At 74.9% G+C, this 21,363-nt stretch carries 18 protein-coding genes and 1 pseudogene; 6 read left to right on the forward strand and 13 right to left on the reverse strand.

Going from position 1 to position 21,363, the window contains the following annotated elements; genetic code table 11:
* Positions 1-218: 218 nt before the first annotated feature.
* The 8 genes and pseudogenes from secA to mtrA form a co-directional block, all read right to left on the reverse strand.
* Positions 219-2,697 (reverse strand): annotated as a pseudogene (gene secA, locus PKY62_RS03125) (preprotein translocase subunit SecA); the annotation flags it as partial.
* Between the two features lie 68 nt (positions 2,698-2,765).
* Positions 2,766-3,731 (reverse strand): EamA family transporter, encoded by a 966-nt coding sequence (locus PKY62_RS03130; protein ID WP_324534764.1) that lies wholly within the window; start codon positions 3,729-3,731, stop codon positions 2,766-2,768.
* A gap of 54 nt (positions 3,732-3,785) precedes the next feature.
* Complete coding sequence (locus tag PKY62_RS03135; protein WP_324534766.1) at positions 3,786-5,072, reverse strand: winged helix-turn-helix domain-containing protein; 1,287 nt, start codon at positions 5,070-5,072, stop codon at positions 3,786-3,788.
* A gap of 128 nt (positions 5,073-5,200) precedes the next feature.
* Positions 5,201-5,827, reverse strand: coding sequence for a ribosome hibernation-promoting factor, HPF/YfiA family (gene hpf / locus PKY62_RS03140; RefSeq protein WP_324534768.1), 627 nt, complete (start codon positions 5,825-5,827; stop codon positions 5,201-5,203).
* A gap of 195 nt (positions 5,828-6,022) precedes the next feature.
* Entirely contained in the window at positions 6,023-6,832 is an 810-nt protein-coding gene (locus tag PKY62_RS03145; RefSeq protein WP_324534769.1) for a ComF family protein, read from the reverse strand.
* Between the two features lie 48 nt (positions 6,833-6,880).
* Positions 6,881-8,599 (reverse strand): LpqB family beta-propeller domain-containing protein, encoded by a 1,719-nt coding sequence (locus PKY62_RS03150; protein ID WP_324534771.1) that lies wholly within the window; start codon positions 8,597-8,599, stop codon positions 6,881-6,883.
* Positions 8,599-10,284: an MtrAB system histidine kinase MtrB gene (mtrB, locus tag PKY62_RS03155; protein WP_324534774.1), complete on the reverse strand. Its 1,686-nt coding sequence runs from the start codon at positions 10,282-10,284 to the stop codon at positions 8,599-8,601. The genes PKY62_RS03150 and mtrB overlap by 1 nt, the downstream gene beginning before the upstream one ends.
* A gap of 13 nt (positions 10,285-10,297) precedes the next feature.
* The gene (gene mtrA, locus PKY62_RS03160; protein WP_324534776.1) at positions 10,298-10,981 is read right to left on the reverse strand and encodes an MtrAB system response regulator MtrA; all 684 of its coding nucleotides are present in this window, start codon (positions 10,979-10,981) and stop codon (positions 10,298-10,300) included.
* A 146-nt stretch (positions 10,982-11,127) separates the two neighbouring features.
* Between mtrA and PKY62_RS03165 the strand changes: the two genes are divergently transcribed.
* From PKY62_RS03165 to PKY62_RS03185, 5 genes are read left to right on the forward strand one after another with little or no spacing between them, the layout of a single operon-like run.
* Complete coding sequence (locus PKY62_RS03165) at positions 11,128-12,273, forward strand: DUF7847 domain-containing protein (RefSeq protein ID WP_324534778.1); 1,146 nt, start codon at positions 11,128-11,130, stop codon at positions 12,271-12,273.
* Complete coding sequence (locus PKY62_RS03170; RefSeq protein WP_324534780.1) at positions 12,270-12,938, forward strand: DUF4129 domain-containing protein; 669 nt, start codon at positions 12,270-12,272, stop codon at positions 12,936-12,938. The genes PKY62_RS03165 and PKY62_RS03170 overlap by 4 nt, the downstream gene beginning before the upstream one ends.
* Positions 12,935-14,179: a DUF4350 domain-containing protein gene (locus PKY62_RS03175; RefSeq protein WP_324534782.1), complete on the forward strand. Its 1,245-nt coding sequence runs from the start codon at positions 12,935-12,937 to the stop codon at positions 14,177-14,179. Before PKY62_RS03170 ends, PKY62_RS03175 begins: the two co-directional genes overlap by 4 nt.
* Positions 14,176-15,255 (forward strand): AAA family ATPase, encoded by a 1,080-nt coding sequence (locus PKY62_RS03180; RefSeq protein ID WP_502875769.1) that lies wholly within the window; start codon positions 14,176-14,178, stop codon positions 15,253-15,255. Before PKY62_RS03175 ends, PKY62_RS03180 begins: the two co-directional genes overlap by 4 nt.
* Positions 15,256-15,257: 2 nt before the next feature.
* Positions 15,258-16,550 (forward strand): DUF58 domain-containing protein, encoded by a 1,293-nt coding sequence (locus PKY62_RS03185; RefSeq protein WP_324534783.1) that lies wholly within the window; start codon positions 15,258-15,260, stop codon positions 16,548-16,550.
* 31 nt (positions 16,551-16,581) lie between these two features.
* Here PKY62_RS03185 and PKY62_RS03190 read toward each other — a convergent pair whose 3' ends face one another.
* Positions 16,582-17,577, reverse strand: coding sequence for a stage II sporulation protein M (locus PKY62_RS03190; protein ID WP_324534785.1), 996 nt, complete (start codon positions 17,575-17,577; stop codon positions 16,582-16,584).
* An 80-nt stretch (positions 17,578-17,657) separates the two neighbouring features.
* Between PKY62_RS03190 and PKY62_RS03195 the strand changes: the two genes are divergently transcribed.
* Positions 17,658-18,476, forward strand: a complete 819-nt coding sequence (locus tag PKY62_RS03195) for an RDD family protein (protein ID WP_324534787.1) — start codon at positions 17,658-17,660, stop codon at positions 18,474-18,476.
* A gap of 12 nt (positions 18,477-18,488) precedes the next feature.
* Here the strand turns inward: PKY62_RS03195 and PKY62_RS03200 are convergent, their stop codons facing one another.
* The 4 genes from PKY62_RS03200 to PKY62_RS03215 form a co-directional block, all read right to left on the reverse strand.
* Positions 18,489-19,109, reverse strand: coding sequence for a M15 family metallopeptidase (locus PKY62_RS03200; RefSeq protein WP_324534789.1), 621 nt, complete (start codon positions 19,107-19,109; stop codon positions 18,489-18,491).
* A 164-nt stretch (positions 19,110-19,273) separates the two neighbouring features.
* Positions 19,274-20,209, reverse strand: a complete 936-nt coding sequence (locus PKY62_RS03205; protein WP_324534791.1) for a cation diffusion facilitator family transporter — start codon at positions 20,207-20,209, stop codon at positions 19,274-19,276.
* 1 nt (position 20,210) lies between these two features.
* Complete coding sequence (locus tag PKY62_RS03210) at positions 20,211-20,414, reverse strand: Trm112 family protein (protein WP_324534793.1); 204 nt, start codon at positions 20,412-20,414, stop codon at positions 20,211-20,213.
* The coding region (locus PKY62_RS03215; RefSeq protein WP_502875770.1) for a phosphohexomutase domain-containing protein at positions 20,414-21,363 on the reverse strand (950 nt) is incomplete at its 5' end. The genes PKY62_RS03210 and PKY62_RS03215, both read right to left, overlap by 1 nt.

Genomic DNA, 21,363 nt, shown 5'->3' on the forward strand with positions numbered 1-21,363 from the left:
ACGCTCGGGCCCGTCCAGGCCCTTGGCGATGAGCTGCGGCGTCCTCGGCGGGGCCTTGCGTGCCGGGGTCGCCGTGACCGACGGCGGCGTTCCCGGTGCGACCGCGGCTGCCGGTGCGGCCTGGGCCGCCGGGGCGGCCGGAGAGAGCGCCTCGGCCCCCGTCCCGACCTGCTGCGCCTCGGCCGACGGCTCCGGCTCGGCGACCTTGACCTCAAGGTTGAACAGGAAGGAGACGGACTCCTCCTTGATCGCCTCGGTCATCGCGGCGAACAGCTGGAAGCCCTCGCGCTGGTACTCGACGAGCGGGTCACGCTGCGCCATGGCCCGCAGGCCGATGCCGTCCTTGAGGTAGTCCATCTCGTAGAGGTGCTCACGCCACTTGCGGTCGAGCACGGAGAGCACCACCCGGCGCTCGAGCTGGCGCATGTTGTCCGCGCCGATCTGCTCCTCGCGCGCGACGTAGGCGTGCCGCGCGTCCGAGAGCACCTCCTCGACCAGGAGCGCACGCGTCAGCCGGGTGACGGCCCCGACCTCCTCGACGACCTCCTCGGGGGTGATCGACACGGGGTACACCGCCTTGAGGGCGGTCCACAGCGCGTCGAGGTCCCAGACCTCGGGGGTGCCGTCGGCGGTCGCGGCCTCGACGTACCCGGTGAGCACGTCGGTGACGAAGTGCTGGATCTGGTCGGCGAGGTCCTCGCCCTGGAGCACCCGACGACGCTCGTCGTAGATCACCGAACGCTGGCGGGACATGACGTCGTCGTACTTCAGCACGTTCTTGCGGATCTCGAAGTTGCGCGCCTCGACCTGACCCTGCGCGCTGGCGATGCCCCGCGTGACCATCTTCGACTCGAGCGGCAGATCGTCCGGGAAGCCCGCGCGGTTCATCATCGACTCGGCGAGGCCGGAGCTGAACAGGCGCATGAGGTCGTCGGTCATCGACAGGTAGAACCGGGACTCGCCCGGGTCGCCCTGCCGGCCGGAGCGACCGCGCAGCTGGTTGTCGATGCGGCGCGACTCGTGCCGCTCGGTGCCCAGCACGTACAGCCCGCCGAGCCCGACGACCTCCTCGTGCTCGGCGGCGACGGCTGCCACGGCGGCCTCGAGAGCGGCCGGCCATGCGGCCTCGTACTCCTCGGCCTGCTCGGCGGGGTCCAGCCCCTTGGCAGCCAGGGCGCTGACGGCCATGAACTCGGCGTTGCCGCCGAGCATGATGTCGGTGCCGCGGCCGGCCATGTTGGTGGCCACGGTGACGGCGCCCTTGCGGCCGGCCTGCGCGACGATCGACGCCTCGCGCGCGTGCTGCTTGGCGTTGAGCACCTCGTGCGGCACGCCCTGCTTGCGCAGCAGGTGGGACAGCAGCTCGCTCTTCTCGACGCTGACCGTGCCGACGAGCACGGGCTGGCCTGCCGCGTGCCGCTCGACGATGTCCGAGACCACGGCGGAGAACTTGGCGTCCTCGTTCTTGTAGACGAGGTCCGGCTGGTCGATCCGCTGCATGGTGCGGTTGGTCGGGATGGGCACGACGCCCAGTCCGTAGGTGCCCTGGAACTCCGCGGCCTCGGTCTGGGCGGTGCCGGTCATCCCGGACAGGCGGCCGTAGAGCCGGAAGTAGTTCTGCAGGGTGATGGTCGCCAGGGTCTGGTTCTCCGCCTTGATGACCACCCCCTCCTTGGCCTCGATCGCCTGGTGCATGCCCTCGTTGTAGCGGCGGCCGGGCAGCATGCGGCCGGTGTGCTCGTCGACGATGAGCACCTCGCCCTGCAGCACGACGTAGTCCTTGTCGCGCTTGAAGAGCTCCTTGGCCTTGATCGCGTTGTTGAGGAAGCCCACCAGCGGGGTGTTGAGCGACTCGTAGAGGTTGTCGATGCCGAGGTGGTCCTCGATCTTGGCGATCCCGGGCTCGAGCACGCCCACGGTGCGCTTCTTCTCGTCGACCTCGTAGTCGACCTCGGGCGTCAGGCGCCGGACGATCTTGGCGAACTCCGCGTACCAGGTGTTCGCGTCTCCGGAGGCCGGTCCCGAGATGATGAGCGGCGTGCGGGCCTCGTCGATGAGGATCGAGTCGACCTCGTCGACGATCGCGTAGTGGTGGCCGCGCTGCACGAGCTCGTCGGTCGTCCACGCCATGTTGTCGCGCAGGTAGTCGAAGCCGAACTCGTTGTTGGTGCCGTAGGTGATGTCCGCCGCGTACTGCCGACGGCGCTCCTCGGGCTTCTGACCGGCGAGGATGCAGCCCGTCGTCAGGCCGAGGAAGCGGAAGACGCGGCCCATGAGGTCGCTCTGGTAGCCGGCGAGGTAGTCGTTGACCGTGACGACGTGCACACCCTTGCCGGTCAGCGCGTTGAGATACGCCGGCAGGGTCGCGACGAGGGTCTTGCCCTCACCGGTCTTCATCTCCGCGATGTTGCCCAGGTGCAGGGCAGCCCCGCCCATGAGCTGCACGTCGAAGTGCCGCTGGCCGAGCGTGCGCCGAGAGGCCTCGCGCACCGCGGCGAAGGCCTCGGGCAGCAGGTCGTCCAGCGTCTCCCCCGCCTCGAGGCGGGCCTTGAAGCGGTCCGTCTCCTCGCGCAGCTCCTCGTCGCTCAGCGCGGTGAAGCTGTCCTCGAGGGCGTTGACCTGGTCGGCCAGCCCGGCGAGCCGCTTGACGATCCGTCCCTCGCCGATGCGCAGGACTCTGTCGAGGATCGAGGGCACGCGATGCTCCAGACTCGTGGCTCCCCGCGCCGGCCGGCGCGGGCGGTCCGTGACCCGACCCGCGCGGGTCAGGGCAGACCGGGACCCATCGTAGGCGAGCGGCGCCGCGGCCGGAGCACGACCACGGCCGTGGCGAGCAGGGCTGCGCCGACCAGGCCGGCGGTGCCGAGCCGCTCGTCGCGCAGCAGGGCAGCGCCGAGAGCCGCCGTCAGCGGCTCGAGCAGGGCCAGCAGGCTCGCCGTCGTTGCCGGGACCGTCCGCAGGCCGGCGAAGTACGCGCCGTAGGCCAGCGCCGTGGGGCCGATGCCCAGGTACGCGACCAGCAGCCAGGCCGACGGTCCGGCGGGCAGGAGCGTGGGCAGGGCGGCGGCGAGGAGGTCGCCGCCCCCGCCGCCGGTCGCGGGCGCGGCCGCGACGCCCGCCACGATGGCCGCCGGCGCGAGCAGCAGCGCGCCCAGGGAGAACGACGCCCCGGTGAGCGTCAGCGGGTCGAGCCCTGCGACGGGCTGCCGGTTGACCAGCGTCAGGGTGGCGAAGGCGGCCGCCGCCACGAGGGCGAGCCCGACCCCGGCGGGGCTGCCGCTGTCCGAGACCCCGACGAGGAGCGCGAGCCCCGCGAGGGCGAGGACCACGGCGAGGACCGTGCGCCCGCCCGGCACGCGGCGCCGGCGCACCGCCGTCGCGCTCGCCACGAGCACCGGTGCAGCCCCCAGCGCGACGAGCGTGGCCACGCTCACCGACGTCCAGGACACCGCGAGGAAGTAGCAGGCCTGGTAGACGGCGGCGAGCAGCCCCGTGAGGAGCACGCGGCGCCGGGCGGGGAGCGAGCCGCGCAGCCGGCCGAGACGACGCGCGACGGCGAGCGCCGCGAGCAGCACCCCACCGCCGACGGCGAGCCGGGCCGTGGCGACGGCGAGCATGCCGATCCCGTCGGCGGCGAGGGTCGCACCTGCCAGCCCCCCGGTGCCCCAGAGCACGGCCCCGAGGACCACGAGCCCGAAGTCGCGCGGCCGCATCGCCGCGTGCTCGTCCACCTCGATGTCAAGGCCGACGACCGGTCACTCGACGGGGGGCTGCACGCCGCGAGCCTAGAGGAGCGCGTCGGCGAGGTCCCCGTGCGCGCCGGGCGCCCGAGCCACGGCGGACAGCCCGAGCCAGCGCGCCATGAGGTCGAGCTCGGCGCGCAGCTCGGGGACCAGCCCGGAGTGCGAGGCCGCGAGCCCGTCGGGGACGCGGCCCGCCGCCTGCCCCGCCGTCGCGCCCGGTGCGGCGGGCTCGCGGTGGGCGGCCTGGACCAGCAGCACCCCGGCCCGCCGGTCCGCCTTGAGGTCCACGCGGGCGGCGATCCGGTCGCCGAGCAGGAACGGCAGGACGTAGTAGCCGTGCACGCGCCGGTGCGCCGGGACGTAGATCTCGATCCGGTAGCGCGTTCCGAAGAGCTCCTCGAGCCGTCGCCGCTCGAAGACCAGCGGGTCGAACGGGCTGAGCAGGGCGCGACCCGTCGCGCGACGCGGCAGCTCGGCGTCCCGGTGCAGGTAGGTGGGCCGGTCCCAGCCCCGCACGGTCACCGGCGCGAGCACGCCGTCCTCGACGAGCGCGGCCAGGGCCGCCGGCACGTGCGGGCTGCGCAGCCGGAAGTAGTCGGCGAAGCAGCCCGCCGTGCCGATGCCGTGCGCCCTGGCACCGATCTCGAGGAGCGCCCGCACGGCGTCCGCCTCGTCGGGCTCGGGCTCCGCCAGCACGTGCGCCGGCAGCACCCGCTCGACGAGGTCGTAGCGACGCTCGAAGGAGGTGGTGCGCCCGGCGCAGGCCACCTCGCCGATGCGGAACAGCCGCTCGAGGCCCTCCTTGGCCACCGACCAGTCCCACCACCCCCCGCCCGCGTGCGGGTGGCGGGACTCGAACCGCGCGTGCACCTGGCGGGCCGTCACGGGCCCCTCGTCGCGCACCATCGCGCGGATCTCGTCGAGCGCGGCCGCGTGCTCGTGCACGAACCCGTCCGACGCCGACCACCATCGCTCGCGGAAGGCATGCCTGCCCCACCCCAGCAGGCGGTACGTCGACGGCGGGACGAGGGACGCCTCGTGCGCCCAGGTCTCCACCAGCCGGCGCGGGGCCGTGCCGGCGGCGCGGTCGAGCAGCCCGACGTCGTAGGGGCCGACGCGCGAGAACGTCGGCACCAGGTGCGCCCGCGCCAGCACGTTGACCGAGTCGATCTGCAGGAGTCCCAGCCGGTCGACGACGCCCTGCAGGTGGCGCATCGTCGCCGGCCCGCCGGGGCGCCGCGGCCGGTCCAGCCCCTGGGCGCGCAGCGCGATCCGCCGGGCCTGGGCCAGGGAGAGGTCCGCCGGCCGGGACGGGAGGCGTGTCGGCATGGGCCCATCCTGCCGCCCTCCACCGACACCCCCTGCTCCCCAGCGCGCGCCGCCGGCCCCGACCCGCCGTGGGGCGGGTCGGGGCCGGCGGTCGCCGCGACGAGCTGTCCGAGCGAGGCCCGGTGCGGTCAGACGGCCGAGGTCACCGCGGCGACGGGTGCGTCGAGCCGGATCACCCCGTAGCTCCAGCCCCGCCGCCGGTAGGCGACCGACGGCAGCGCGGTCTCGGCGTCGATGAAGAGGAAGAAGTCGTGCCCGACCATCTCCATCTCGTACAGCGCGTCGTCGAGCGTCATCGGCTGGGCGTGGTGGGTCTTCTCGCGGATGACCACCGGGGAGTCGCCCCACGGCGTCTCGACGGCCTCACCCGGGGCGGGCGGCGTCGGCGCGGGCTCGGGCGGCGGCATCGGGGTCGGCAGCGCGTCCGTCGGGACCGGCGGGGTGTCCTTGTGGTGGTCCTTGCGCCGGTCGCGCGCGCGGCGCAGGCGCTCGGCGAGCTTGGTCACCGCGGCGTCGAGCGCGGCGTACGGGTCGTCCGCGGAGGCCTCCGCGCGGACCACGGGTCCCTTGCCGCGCACGGTCAGCTCGACGCGCTCGCTGAGGTCCGACTGCCTGGGGTTCTTCTCATGCGTGATCTCGACGTCGATCCGCTGGGCGCGCGGAGCGAGCTGCTCGACCTTGCCGAGCTTGTCGGTGACGTGGCGGCGGAACCGCTCGGGAACCTCGACGTGACGGCCGACGACGACGATCTCCATGATGACCTCCTGTGGTGGGGCGGCGCGTCGCCGCCCGACGGATGGGCGACACCCTCATGGGGCGGACGGCGGGCACCACCTCCTCGTCGAGGTGGGCGATCCGGCCGGGTCTGCGGCCGGGCGGGCGGCCGCGCGGCGATCCTGCGGCCCGCGCGGGCCACGGACTGTGCCGACGCGGTGCTCCATGTACTGACGTTAGTCCGCACGGGGCGCCGGGAGAAGCGCCGCGCGGGTGAGGTTCGGTGAAGGTGTCGCCGCCACGACGACCGCACCGAGCACCAACCCGCCGGCGAGCACCAGCGCGTCCTCGCACGCCGCGAGCGTGGCACCCGTCGTCACGACGTCGTCGACGAGCACGTGCAGCCCGTGTGCGGCGCGCGCGCCGCCGACCACCCGCACCCGGCCGGTCGTGTTGCGTCGGCGCGCCCTGGCACCGAGCCCCACCTGGTCGCGCCCACCGCGCCGTTGCGCCAGGAGGCGGGCCGCACGCGCGTCCAGCCCCGCGGCGCGGAGCTCGGCGACGACGGCCCCGGCCAGCAGGGCGGTGAGATCGGCACCGCGCCGACGGCGCGCACCGGGCGCCGAGGGCACTGCGACCACGCCCAACGTCCGGCCGCCCACCGCCGTGAGCAGGTCCGGGGCGGCCGCGGCAGCTGCCCGCCGCACCGCCACCAGCAGGGCGCCGGTGAGGTCCGCGCGACCGCCGTCCTTCCACGCCAGCACCACGCCGCGCACGGGTCCGGCGTACGCCGCGGCGGTCCACACGGCCAGGCTGGTGCCGTCCAGGCGGTCCAGCCGCGGCACGTCACCCTCGCAGCGGCGCACGGCGTCCAGCGCGGCTGCGCAGCCGGCGCACAGCGGCACGTCCCACCGGCCGCAACCCGCGCAGGCCACCGGCAGGACGAGCCGCGTGAGGTCCCGCGCGGCTCGTCGCACGGTTCCGGCGTGCTCCACGCACGGCGACGACGCGTCGAGGCCCGGTCGCCACCGCCGCGGGGTGCTCACCCGCCGAGCATGCCGCGCGCACGGCCGCCCGCACGGCCGTCCACAGGCTCAGCCCGGGAAGGCGGGGTCCCGCACGTCGGTGGCCACGACCACCCAGCTGGTCCCCTGCCGTGAGCGCAGCGTGCCCTCCGTGTCGGTGAGGTAGAGGGAGCGGTCACCCCGGCCCGCCGCGATCGACTCCGTGCCGTCCACGAGCGTCAGCGCGGCCGACGGCCCGCCGACGGGCACGAGGTGGATGGTCGGCAGCGTCAGCGACCCGCTGCGGCCCAGTACCGCGACCGTGCCCTCGTCCACCCAGACCACCTGGGTGGCGTCGTCCATCCCCGCGCCGATCTGCAGGCGCTCGTCCCCCAGCCGCTGCGGACGCCCCGTCTCGTCGCGGACGACGGCCGCGACGTCGATCGCGACCGCCGGTGCCGACACCCCCGTGTGCACGACGACCACGCGGTCGCCGTCGCGGGAGACGCGCATCGACCGCACCGAGCGCCCGTCCAGCCAGTCGACGGCGACGGGCACGGCCTCGCCGTCCGCACTGACGGCCGTGAGCCCGCCGGACGGCGCCCGCTCGCCCGTCCAGACCCAGTCGAACCGGTCGATCGACGGCGCGAGCAGCGCGGTCCCGGAGAACAGGGGCGTCGGCGCGTCGCCGCCCGTCGGGAGGGCGAGCAGCTGGCCGGCACCCTCGAGCACCACCCGAACCTGCTCGTCGAGGCTGACGGCCGGGTCGTGGACCGCGCGCCCGGTGAGGTCGGCCGCGTCGTCGACGGGCCGGACGACGCCGTCCTCGACGAGGGACAGCTGGCCCTCGGCCAGGACGTACGGGCCGTTCGGCGGTGACACGTCGCGCACCGGGACGGTGGTCGCGGTCGACGCCCACGGTCCGCCGTCGCCGACGGTCACCAGGACGTCGCTCACCGCCGCGCCGGGCACCCGCTCGAGCGTGGCGTCGAGCTGGGCGAGCAGAAGGTTGCGCTGGCTCTCGCTCGCCGTCCCTGCCTCGGCCGACAGCGCGACCGTCGCCACCTGGTCCGTCACCGTGACCGCACCGATACCCAGCTGCGTGCCGTCCGGTGCACCGGTCTGCACGACGTCGCGCAGCCAGGCCGACGGCCCCGCCAGCAGCGCCCGCACCGCGGCGGTCGCGATCCGCACGGTGGGGAACCACCGCACCTCGGGGACCAGCTGCTCACCGTCGAGGCTCGCGAAGTACACCGGCATGCGGCGGTACAGGTTGGCGAAGCTCGACGCGGACATGAGCACGACGTCGTCGAGGGCCGAGATGCGCCACTGGCCGTCGGCGTTGCGCCGCAGCTCCAGGCTCAGCTCCTCCTGCGCGCCCGTGGGCGCCTCGGTGTACACGCCGTCGCCGTCGAGCGACCCCTCGACGGGCACGCTGACCACCGCGGTGCCGTCCTCCCGGACCTCGATCTCCGGGCCGCCACCCTGGAGCGGGTAGACGAGCACGCGCGCCGTCGGGTCCCACCGTGCGGCCGTGGCCGGGTCGAGGAACTTGCGGGCGACGACGAACTCGTCCGACACCCCGGCGGCGCCGGCGCTGAGGAACCCGTTGACGATCTCCTCGGGGGTGCCGTCCGGGGGCGGGTCGTTCGCGAGGTCGATCGCGGGACCGGGATCGGTGAGGACGACGTCGCCCGTGTTGATCGGGCCCGACGTCGGGATGGCCACGCAGCCGGCCAGCGCGACGAGCAGGCAGGCACCGGCGGCGGCCGCCGCCACAGACCCCCGGGTCGCACGCGCGCGCGCCATCAGTCCTCCAGCCGGTCGAGGTCGGGCAGGCCCGCGGGGTCCAGCCCCGAGCCCAGGGTGGCGGCGAGGACGGGCACGTCGTCCTCGACGGGCACCAGGGCGAGCGGCGAGCTCTCCAGCGCGATGCCCGCGCGGCGCGGCAGGGTGAGCCGGAAGCACGCCCCCTGACCGGGCCGCCCCCACGCCTCGAGCCAGCCACCGTGCAGGTGCGCGTCCTCGATCGAGATCGCCAGGCCGAGGCCGGTGCCGCCGGTGGTCCGGGCCCGTGCCGGGTCCGCCCGCCAGAAGCGGTCGAAGACGTGCTCGGCCTCCTCCTCGGTCATCCCCACACCGTGGTCGCGGACGGTGACGGCGAGCGTGCGCTGGTCAGCGCCCAGCCGGACCTCGACGGGACGCCCCTCGGCGTGCTCGACGGCGTTGACGAGCAGGTTGCGCAGCACACGCTCGATCCGGCGGGGGTCGATGTCCGCGATGACGGAGACCTCGGGCAGGTCGACCGACAGCCAGACCCCGCGCCGCTCGGCGAGCGGGGCCGCCTGCTCGACGGCACCGGTGACGACGTCGCGCACGTCGCGCCCCTGGGCGTCGAGCATCGCGGCACCCGCGTCGAACCGGCTGATCTCCAGCAGGTCGGCCAGGAGGTCCTCGAACCGGTCGAGCTGCGCGGTGAGCAGCTCCGCCGAGCGCGCCGCCGCCGGGTCGAGGCCGCCACGCGCCTCGTGGATCACCTCGGCCGCCATCCGGATGGTCGTCAGGGGTGTCCGGAGCTCGTGCGAGACGTCCGAGACGAACCGACGCTGGAGGTGGCTCATCTCCTCCATCCGGCCGATCTGGTCCTCGAGCGACTCGGCCATCTCGTTGAACGACCGGGCGAGGGTGGCCATCTCGTCCACGCCCTTCACGGTCATCCGCTCGGTGAGGTGGCCGTCGGCCAGCCGCTCGGCCACCCCGGCGGCGCTCCGCACCGGCTGCACGGCCTGGCGGGTGACCAGCCAGGTCATCGCACCGAGCAGCACGACGAGGCCGGCCCCGGCGAGGGCGAGCACCTGCTGGACGAAGGACAACGTCGTCTGCTCTGCCTGCAGGCTGTAGAGGTAGTAGAGCTCGTACTGCCCTGCGGCGGGCACGTTGACGACCGAGCCGATGACCACGCCGGGCTCCGCCCCGCCGTCCTCCGTCGGGATCGCCACGGACGTCCAGCGCTGCAGGTCGTCCGAGCGGACGGTCTCGCGCAGCTCGGGGGTGAGCAGCACGTCGAGGGAGCGGTCGGCCGTCGACACGTCGTTGACGAGCACCGGCACGTCACCGGGCGAGCGCCGCAGCCACACCTCGGGCTCGCCGGACCCGGACGCCTTGAGGGCGCGGACCAGCGCGTAGAACAGTGCCTGGACCTCCGCCTCCGTCGGCACGGACGAGGCGGACAGGTTCTCCTGGGCGCCCTGGGTGGAGCGCGCGCTCTCCTCGAGCAGCTGCTGGACGCGCTGCTCGAACAGCCCGTCGCGGATCCGGTCCGACAGGTAGCCGCCCAAGGTGACGAGCGCGGCGATGCCCACCACGAGCGTCGACGTGATGACGCGGACCTGCAGGGACGCGCGCCAGTGGTAGACCGCCGCGCGGCCGCCCTGGACGGCTCGCCACCGGGCGAGCAGCGCCCTGCGCCGCACCCTGGTCCACCAGCCACTCATCGACCGGCCCTCGTCACGTGCCGTCGGTACCCGCCTTGTAGCCCACGCCACGCACGGTCACGACGATCTCGGGGTGCTCCGGGTCGTGCTCGATCTTGGACCGCAGGCGCTGCACGTGGACGTTGACCAGGCGCGTGTCCGCGGCGTGGCGGTAGCCCCAGACCCGCTCGAGGAGCACCTCGCGCGTGAAGACCTGCCACGGCTTGCGGGCCAGGGCCACCAGCAGGTCGAACTCCAGCGGCGTGAGCGGGATGAGCTCACCCGCGCGGGTGACCCGGTGGCCCGTGACGTCGACCTCGAGGTCGCCGATGCTCAGGTGCTCGGGCGTGGGCTCGTCCGTGCGGCGCAACCTCGTGCGGACTCGGGCGATGAGCTCCTTGGGCTTGAACGGCTTGGGGATGTAGTCGTCCGCACCGGACTCGAGCCCGAGGACGATGTCGACGGTGTCGCTCTTCGCCGTGAGCATGACGATCGGCACACCCGACTCGGCCCGGATGAGGCGGCAGATCTCCGTGCCGTCCTTGCCGGGGAGCATGAGGTCGAGCAGCACGAGGTCGGGCTGGCCCGCGCGGAAGGCACCGAGCGCCTCGTCGCCGTGTGTGCAGAACAACGGCTCGAAGCCCTCCGAGCGCAGCACGATCCCGATCATCTCGGCCAGTGCGACGTCGTCGTCCACCACCAGGATGCGTCCCTTCATGGGCCCATGGTGTCATCCCGCAGGCCCGCCACGCGCACACGGGGCCCGAGGCGCCGTCGGCGGGGTGCACCGGCGTGGCACGATGGGCGCGCAGCGCGCTGTCACGGCGGCGCTCGAGCATGCCGTGAGCACCGCAGGGGAGAGACGTGAGCGATCCGCACCAGACACCCGCAGGGCCGTCCGGCTGGGGTCCCGGCTACACCCAGCCGGTCCAGCCCGGCTACGGCCAGCCGCAGTACGGGCAGCCGCAGTACGGCCAGCCCGTGCCCGGCCAGCCCGCCGCCCCCGGCTACGGCCAGCCGCAGTACGGGCAGCCGCCGAACGGCGCACCCGTGGGCTACCGCCCCCCGCCCGTCCAGCGCGGGATCGTGCCGCTGCGCCCGTTGAGCCTCGGCGAGCTGTTCGACGGCGCCTTCCGTGCCGTCCGGGCCAACCCGCGCGTGATGTTCGGGTTCACCGGGGTGGTCGTCGCGATCGCGGTGGCGATCCAGGGCCTGGTGCAGTGGTTGCTGCTCGGCGTCATCGCCGGGGATCTGTCCACCGTGACGAGCGAGATCGACCCCACGGGTGAGCTCGGGCTGGCCGACTCGCTGGGCTCCACGCTGGCGCAGTCCGCGACCCTGCCGGTCCTCTCGCTCGCGACGACCGTGCTCACCGGGGTGCTCATCGCCTCGGTCTCCCGCTCGGTCATCGGCCAGAGCATCACCGTGGGCGAGCTGTGGCGGCTGCACTGGCGGCGCGCCCTCTGGCTCGTCGTCTTCTCCGCCGCGACCGGGCTCGTCGTCGCGGCGGCCTGGGCAGCCCTGATCGTCCCCGTCGTGCTGCTCGCCGCGGCCGAGCAGTGGGCCGGCGCCGTCGCGCTGGGCCTGGTCGGGTTCATCGGGCTGTTCCTCGCCACCGTCTGGTTCCAGATCCGGATCCTGCTCGTCCCGCCAGCCCTCGTCCTCGAGGGGACCGGCGTGTGGCAGGCCGTCACCCGCGGCTGGGCCCTGACCCGCGGCAGCTTCTGGCGGATCCTCGGCATCTACCTGCTGACCACCCTCATCACCGGGTTCGTCGCGCAGGTCATCCTCGTCCCCGTGACGATGGTCGCGGCCCTCGTCCTGCAGGACCCGTCGATGACCTCCGGCGGCGCGATCGCGCTCATCTCCGTGGGCACGGCCGTCGCCTACACCCTGACGATCGTCTTCATGGCCGCCGTCGTCGCCCTGCTCTACATCGACATCCGCATCCGCCGCGAGGGCCTGGACGTCGAGCTGATCCGGGCCGCCGAGGCCGCCGCCGCGCGGTGAGCACGACGTCCGCACTGCTGCTGAGCGTGCTGGCCGAGGTCCCGGTCGACCCCGATGCCGCCACCGCGCAGCGCTGGGCGCGCGCCGAGCTCGCCGACCCGGTGTACCACCAGAGCCCCAGCCTGCTGGAGCTCCTCCTCGACTGGCTCTGGGAGCAGCTGGCCCAGGCGCAGCAGGCTCTGACCGCGTTCGACGCGCGCACGGCCGCCGTCCTCGCCGCCGCGGGGGTGCTGCTCGCCGGCGTCGTCGCGCTCGTGGTCGCCGGCCCGGTGGGGCGGGCCCGTCGCGGACGGCGCGCGTCGGTGGACGTCTTCGGCGACGATGCGCGCTCGGCCGCAGAGCTGCGCGCGTCGGCGGACGCCGCCGCGTCCGCCGGCGACTGGGCGGCGGCGGTGCTCGACCGCTTCCGTGCGATCCTGCGGTCCCTCGAGGACCGGACCCTGCTCGACCCGCGACCGGGGCGCACGGCCCACGAGGCGACGGAGGTGGCCGGCGGGCGGCTGCCCCAGCACGCCGCTGAGCTACGCCGCGCCGGCCGGCTGTTCGACGACGTCTGCTACGGCGACACCGTGCCGGACGCGGCGGACGACGCCTCCCTCCGCGAGCTCGACACCAGCCTGCGGACCGCCCGGCCCGTCCCGCTCGCCCCGATGGTCGACGCGTGAGCGCCGCCGGGACGGCAGCGCCCGTCGCGCCCGGCTCGACGTCCGCCGGCGACCGCGCCGCGGGCAGGGCCACCCCCGCCGCCCCGGTGGTGCTCGGCGGCGGCGTCTCGGGCGCCGGCCGCGCCAGGGCCCGCTGGCGCACGTGGCGCTGGCCGCTGCTCGTGGTGCTCGTCGTGGTGCTCGCCGGCCTGGTCGGCGCCCTGGTGCGCCCCACGCTGTCCGCCGAGCGCTTCGGCACGGACAACCCCGCGCCAGACGGCGCCAGGGCCCTGGCCCAGATCCTGGGCGAGCAGGGCGTGCGGATCACCACCGTGCGCAGCACCGCCGAGGCGGTCGCCGCGGCGCAGGCGGGTACCACCCTGCTCGTCGTGGAGACCTACCTGCTGAGCGACACGCAGATCGCCGACCTCGCGGCCACCGACGCGGACCTGGTCCTCGCCTCCCCCGAGGGCTACCACCTGCCGCTGTTCACGCAGGGCGCGCTCGAGGGCGGCTGGGGCCTCACGGGGCCCGCCGCCGCGCGCTGCACCGACCCCGATGCGCAGGCGGCAGAGCGGGTCGAGAGCTGGGGCTACGGCATCCGCTCGACCGGCCCCGGCACCGTCCTGTGCTTCCCCGCCGACGGCGAGCCGACCATGGGTGCCTACGCTGCGCTCGAGGTCGACGGCCGGCGCGTCGTCGTCCTCGACGACGCCGGTTGGCTGACCAACGCACGGCTCGCCGAGGACGGCAACGCCGCCCTCGGGCTGCGCGCCCTGGGTCACCACGAGCAGCTCACGTGGTACCTGCCCTCGGTGGGCGACACGACGGCGACCGTGCCGGTGGGCGCGATGCTGCCCGGCTGGGCGGGTCCGGTCGCGGCCCAGCTCGCCGTCGTCGTCCTCGCGCTGGCCCTGTGGCGGGGCCGCGCGCTCGGCCCCGTCGTCACGGAGCCCCTGCCCGTCACCGTCCGCGCCGCGGAGACGGCCCTGGGCCGCGGACGGCTGTACCGCCGCGCACGCTCCCGCGGGCACGCCGCCGCCTCGCTGCGCGCGGGGACGGCGCGGCGCACCGCCGCTCGGCTCGGCCTGCCCCGCACCGCCGGGGCCACCGCCGTCATCGACGCCGTCGTGCGGGCCACCGGACGACCGACCGAGCAGGTCGCCGGCCTGCTGTACGGACCACCACCGACCGACGACGTCGGGCTGCTCGCCCTGGCCCGGCTGCTCGACCACCTGGAGAGCGAGGTTCATCGCCCGTGACAGAACCCACCTGGCAGTCGGCCGCGCCGACTCCCCCGCCGCCGACGCCGGCCGTCCCGCCGCCCCCGGCACCGCCGATCGCGGCACAGCCCGCCGCAGCGCACCGGGCCCAGCAGCTGACGCCGTCCGACGAGCTGCGCGGCGCCCTCGCGGCCCTGCGCACCGAGGTGGGCAAGGCCGTCGTCGGGCAGGACGCCGCCGTCAGCGGCCTCATCATCGCGCTGCTGTGCCGCGGGCACGTGCTGCTCGAGGGGGTGCCGGGGGTGGCCAAGACGCTGCTGGTGCGCACGCTGAGCACCGCGCTGGCGCTCGACACCAAGCGGGTCCAGTTCACGCCCGACCTCATGCCCGGCGACGTCACCGGCTCGCTGGTCTACGACGCGCGCACGGCGCAGTTCTCCTTCCGGGAGGGACCGGTGTTCACCAACCTGCTGCTCGCGGACGAGATCAACCGCACGCCCCCCAAGACGCAGGCATCGCTCCTCGAGGCGATGGAGGAGCGGCAGGTGTCCGTGGACGGCACCCCGCGCCAGCTCCCGGACCCGTTCCTCGTCATCGCGACCCAGAACCCCGTCGAGTACGAGGGCACCTACCCGCTGCCCGAGGCCCAGCTCGACCGGTTCCTGCTCAAGCTGACGCTGCCGCTGCCCGAGCGCGACCAGGAGATCGAGGTGCTGCGGCGGCACGCCGCGGGCTTCGACCCGCGCGACCTCGCCGCAGCGGGCGTGCGCCCGGTCACGGACGCCGCCCAGCTCGCCATGGCGCGGGCCGAGGTGGCCCAGGTGCAGGTGGCGCCCGAGGTGCTCGGCTACGCGGTCGACATCTGCCGTGCCACCCGCCAGTCCCCGTCGCTGTCGCTGGGCGTCTCCCCGCGCGGGGCGACGGCGCTCCTGGCGACCGCGCGCGCCTGGGCGTGGCTGGCCGGTCGCGGCTACGTCACGCCGGACGACGTCAAGGCCCTGGCCCACCCGACGCTGCGCCACCGCGTGCAGCTGCGGGCCGAGGCCGAGCTCGAGGGCGTCACCGCGGAGAGCGTGCTGGACACCGTGCTCGGCGCTGTCCCGGTCCCGCGCTGAGGATGGCGATCACCTGGCGGGCCGTCGCCCTCGCCGCGCTGGGCGTGGTGCCGGTGCTGCTCGCCCCCGCCTTCGGTGTCGTGGCGGCGTGGGCGGCGCTCGTCGTGCTCCTGTGCGGTGTGGACCTCGCCCTGGCGGCCTCGCCGCGCCTCGTGCAGGTGGTCCGGCAGGTGCCCGGCTCGGTGCGGCTCACCGAGTCGACGCGCTCGACGCTCGTGGTGACCAACGGCTCGACCCGGCGGCTGCGCGGGATCGTGCGCGACGCGTGGCAGCCGTCGGCCGGGGCCAGCGCCAACCGGCACCGCGTCGACCTCCCGCCCGGTGAGTCGCGTCGCGTCGTCACCCCGCTGAGACCGACGCGCCGCGGCGACCGGATGGCGGACCGCGTCACGGTGCGCTCGTTCGGCCCGATGGGCCTGGCCGGCCGCCAGGTGAGCGCGCCGGTGCCCGGACGGCTGCGCGTGCTGCCCGAGTTCGCCTCGCGGCGCCACCTGCCGAGCCGGCTGGCGCGCCTGCGCGAGCTGGACGGGCGCACGGCGGTCCAGGTGCGCGGCGCCGGCACGGAGTTCGACTCGCTGCGCGAGTACGTCATCGGCGACGACGTGCGCTCCATCGACTGGCGGGCCACGGCCCGACGCTCCGAGGTCGTGGTGCGCACGTGGCGTCCCGAGCGGGACCGCCGTGTGCTCATCGTGCTCGACACGTCGCGGACGTCGGCGGCGCGGATCGGGGACCTGCCTCGGATCGACGCCTCCATCGAGGCCGCCCTGCTGCTCTCCGCGCTGGCCTCGCGCGCCGGCGACCGCGTGGACCTCATCGCGTTCGACCGCCGCGTGCGCGCGCAGGTGGCGGGGGCGAGCGGACCGCGCCTGCTGCCGGCACTGGCGGACGCCCTGGCCCCCGTCGAGCCCGCGCTCGTCGAGACGGACTGGCCCGGCGTCGTCGCAGCGGTGCAGCAGCGGATGTCCCGGCGCGCGCTCGTCGTGCTGCTCACCGCGCTCGAGCCGGCGAGCGTGGGACACGGCCTGCTGCCCGTGGTGGCCCCTCTGTCCAAGGACCACGTGGTGGTGCTGGCGTCGGTGGCGGACCCCGAGGTGGCGCACCTGCGCACGGGGCGCGCGACGTCCGCCGAGGTCTACGACGCGGCCGCGGCCGAGCGCACCGAGCTGGAGCGCGCGGCCGTCACGGTCCGGCTGCGCCAGCGCGGCGTCGAGGTGGTCGACGCCCTGCCGGACGACCTCGCGCCGCGCCTCGCGGACACCTACCTCGCGCTCAAGGCCGCCGGGCGGCTGTGAGCCCGGCTGCTGCCGGCGGTCGCCGGGGGCCTCAGGCCGCGACGGGCAGCTGGTCGGCCGCGTGGCCGTCGCGCAGGCCGCCGGTCTCCCCCGCGCGCACGGCGCGGCGCCCGAGGACCAGCACGTAGGCCCAGAACACGGCAAGGGCCAGCGCCCCGATCGCGACCTTGACCCCCCACGGCAGCGACGACGGCGTGACGAAGCCCTCGATGAGGCCGGCGACCGCCAGCACGCCCACCAGGCCGATCGCCACCGTGATGAGCGACAGCCCTGCCTCGACGAGCGCCCGCGAACGCGGCAGACCGCCGGGGTCCACCATGGTCCAGAAGATCCGCAGACCCGCGCCGGCGGCGACGAAGATCGCCGTCAGCTCGAGCAGGCCGTGCGGCAGGATCATCTGGAAGAAGACTCCCAGGCCGTCGTGCAGCGCCATGACGGCGCCGGCACCGCCCACGCCGACGGCGTTCTGCACCAGCACCATCACCGGCCACACGCCGGTGATGCCGAAGGCGACGCACTGCGCGGCGATCCACGCGTTGTTGGTCCAGACCTGCGCGGCGAAGCTCTCGCCCGGGTAGTTCGAGTAGTAGTTCGCGAACTCCTGCTCGGCGTACTCCTGCAGCTGGCTCGGGGTGCCCATCGCGGCCTGCGCCGCCGGGTCGCCGTACACGTGCAGGCCGGCGACGAGGGCGATCGCGAGGAACGCCACCATGACCGCCCACGTCCACCACCGCACGCGGTAGAGCGCCGCCGGCAGGACCACGCGCACGAACCGTGAGACGTCGCCCCACGACGGGTCGTGCGAGCCGGCGATCGCCGAGCGCGCGCGGCCGAGGACCTCGGACAGGCGCGAGACGAGCGAGGGGTCCGGCGCCGCCGACCGCACGGCCGACAGGTGGGTGGCGACCTCCTGGTAGAGCAGCACGATCTCGTCCGCCTCGGCGCCCGTGAGCCGGCCGCGCGAGGACAGGTGGTCCAGGCGCGCCCAGGTGGGGCCGTGCACGGCGGAGAACGCGTCGAGGTCCACGCCGGGTAGCCTGCCACAGCACGCGCGCGCACCGAGGGCGGGCACGAGCAGGTGAGCGGCCGGGGCATCAGGGAGGCGACGTGGACGACGAGATCCTCATCGGCGAGGGCGTCCTGCTCGACGCGCGCCCCGCGTCGTTCGCCAGCCGGCTGCTCGGCTCGCTCATCGACCTGCTGGTCACCGGCGTCGTCGCGTTCGCCATCCTGCTCCTCGGGGTCACGGCGGGCCAGAACCTCGACGCGGCTGCGGGATCGGCCCTGGGGATCGTCCTGGCGGTGACCGTCATGGTGGTCATCCCGACCACCGTCGAGACCCTCAGCCGGGGGCGGTCGCTCGGCAAGGTCGCGATGGGTCTGCGCGTGGTGCGCGACGACGGCGGCCCGGTGCGGTTCCGGCACGCCGTGGTCCGGGCGCTCGTCGGGGTGCTCGAGCTCTGGCTCACCGTCGGCTCGGTCGCGCTCATCACGTCGCTCGTCCACCCGCGCGGCAAGCGGCTGGGGGACATGCTCGCCGGCACCTACGCCGTGCGCGTGCGCGGCGGCCAGCGTCCCCTGCCACCGCTCGTCATGCCGGCCGAGCTCGCCGGCTGGGTGCGGCACGCCGACATCCGCCGCCTCCCCGACGGTCTGGCGCTCTCGGTGCGTCAGTTCCTCGGCCGCGTCGACGGGCTGCACATGGCCTCGCGCGTGCGCCTCGGCGTCGAGCTCGCTGCCGACGTGGAGCGCTACGTCGCCCCCGGCCCGCCGCCGGGCACCCACCCGGAGCGATTCCTCGCCGCCGTGCTCGCCGAGCGGCGGGACCGCGAGTACGCCCACGCGATCGCGGTGGCCCGGCAGGCCGCCGTGGAGACCGCCCTGGTCCAGCGGCTGCCGCACGCGGTGCCCGACCCGGCGAGCTGAGCCCCGGGCCCCTCAGCGGCCCGTGAGCGAGAAGTGCTGGTAGTCCAGCGGGCTGTCCCAGTGGCCGCCCCAGGCCCAGCCGGCCGCGGCAAAGGCCTGGACCACCACGTCGCCGTCGTGCACCACGCCCGGCAGGTCCGGCCGGTCGACGAAGGCACGCCCCTGCGCGGGGGCGACGTGCGCGCCGACGACGTAGGGGTTCTCCACCGGGTTGAGGTCGATCGCCCTGCCGTAGGCGTGCTCGGACCACGCCGTGCCGCCCGTGATGGCCCGGCAGTTGAAGGCGGACGTGTTGTCGGCCTCCATCGAGGCGGTGTCGTCGGCCCCGAAGTCGTCCACCAGCCGCATCGACGCCACGGGGAACCGCGCCTCGAAGAGCGCAGCGAACACCCCGACCACCGGCTCCGCCACGTCGGCGTGCACCACGAGCTCGCCCGTCTGCACGGCCCCGGCGAGGTCGACGTGGCTCACCGTGACGTACCGCAGGTCCGCCAGCGGTACCGGGCAGCCCGGCCGCCACGAGGCGTGCATCCGCCCGGCGAGCTCCGGGGTGATGGGTGCGACGCTCGAGGCGAAGACGGGTCCGGTCGGGGTCGGGCTCGGCGCGCTCGTCGGCGTGCCGCCCGTCGCCACGGTGGGGCTCGGGACGGGAGACGACGGCGCAGCGACCGAAGGGTCCTCGCGCGACGCGGGCGCGGGCCGTGCACCCTCGGCCGCCTCCGGCGCGCAGCCCGCGAGGGCCACGAGGGCGCAGGCGGCGGCGAGCGCGCCACCCACCCTCCGGCGGCGCACCGGGCTCAGTCCCCGGCGGTGACCGCCACCGCGCGGCGCAGGTCGGGCTCGAGGTAGATCGTCGCCGCGATCGGCACGGCCGCGCGCACGCGGGTCTCGGCCGCGTCGATCGCCTCGGCGACCTCGCGGGCCGTCTCCGCCTCGGAGACCTCGATCTTCGCGGCGACCAGCAGCTCCTCCGGCCCGATGTGCAGGGTGCGCAGGTGGATGACCGACACGACGCCGGGGCCGACCAGCGCCTGCTCGACCGCGGCGATGTTCTCCTGGCTCGCGGACTCCCCGAGCAGCAGCGAGCGGGTCTCGAGCGCGAGCACGATGGCGATGGTGACGAGCAGCACGCCGATGGAGGCCGTGCCCGCGGCGTCCCATCGTCCGTCGCCCGTGAGGAGGGTCAGGCTCACGCCGAACATCGCCAGGACCAGGCCGATGAGCGCGCCGAGGTCCTCGAGCAGCACCACGGGCAGCTCTGGCGCCTTGGCGTTGCGCACGAACGAGACCCAGGACTGCCGGCCACGCACGTGGTTGGACTCCACGATCGCCGTGCGGAACGAGTAGCTCTCCATCGCGATCGCCGCGACGAGCACCGCGAGGGGCACCCACCACCACTGGCCCTCGATGGGCTCGGGGTGCGACCACTTGTGCCACGCCTCGTAGAGCGCGAAGAGGCCGCCGACGCTGAAGAGCACGATCGCCACGATGAAGGCGTACAGGTACCGCTCGCGGCCATACCCGAAGGGGTGGGCGCTGCTGGCCTCCCGGCGCGCCCGCTTGCCGCCGAGGAGCAGCAGGGCCTGGTTGCCCGAGTCCGCCACGGAGTGGACCGACTCGGCGAGCATCGAGCTCGAGCCGGTCAGCAGGTACGCGATGAACTTCGTCACCGCGATGCCGAGGTTGGCGCTCAGCGCCGCGATGATCGCCCGGTTGCCGCCGCCGTGGGACATGTCAGGCGCTCCTCTGAGGGGTCGGGCCGGGCGCCACTGCCTCGTCGACGAGCAGCACGGGGATCCCGCTGCGCACCGGGTAGACCAGGGCGCACGCCGGTGCCGTGCAGGCCAGCCGCTCCGGGCCGCGGTCGGCGAGGGTCCCGCCGCACGCGGGGCAGCGCAGGATCGCGCGGACCCACGGCTCGAGGGCCGGGCCGGCCATCAGGCGGTCGCCGACGGCTCGGCTGCCACGGCGCGCACCAGGGCGAGCACGTCGTCGCGCACCTTGACCATCACGTCCTCGTCTGCCGCCTCGACGTTGAGGCGCAGCAACGGCTCGGTGTTCGACGCACGCAGGTTGAACCACCACCGCGGGCTGGTGCCCCAGTGCGAGATGGTCAGCCCGTCGAGCTCGTCCACCTCCACCGGGCCGGCCCCGTGCTCGGTGACGTACGCCTGGACCACGCGCGCGCGGGCGGCCGGGACGTCGGCCACGACGGAGTTGATCTCGCCGCTGGCCGCGTAGGGCATGTACGCCTCGGCGAGGGAGGACATCGCGACGGGCTCGCCCTGGGCGTCCCGCGCGGCGTCGAGCGCCGCGAGCACGTGCATCGCGGCGAGCATGCCGGTGTCGGCGAAGAAGAAGTCGCGGAAGTAGTAGTGCGCGCTGTGCTCGCCGCCGAAGACCGCCTTGTAGCGCGCCATCTCGGCCTTGATGTACGAGTGCCCCACCCGGGTGCGCACCGTGCGGGCGCCGGCGGCGCTCAGCAGGTCGGGCACCACCTGGGACGTGATGAGGTTGTGGATGACCGTGGGTGTGCGGCCCTCGGCGAGCTCGCGCTCCACCTCGCGCAGCCCCACGAGGGCCGTGATCGCCGAGGGGCTGACCGGCGCGCCGTGCTCGTCGACGACGAAGCAGCGGTCGGCGTCGCCGTCGAACGCCAGGCCGAGGTCCGCGCCGTGCTCCACGACGGCGGCCTGCAGGTCCACCAGGTTGCTGGGCTCGAGCGGGTTGGCCTCGTGGTTCGGGAAGCTGCCGTCCAGCTCGAAGTACAGCGGGACGATCTCGATCGGCAGCGGGCTCAGCCCGGCCGCGGCGCCCAGCACGGCCGGGGCGGTGAGCCCGGCCATCCCGTTGCCGGCATCGATGACCACCTTGATCGGCCGGTTGC

The sequence above is a fragment of the Actinotalea sp. genome (assembly GCF_035443605.1).
Lineage (GTDB): Bacteria > Actinomycetota > Actinomycetes > Actinomycetales > Cellulomonadaceae > Actinotalea.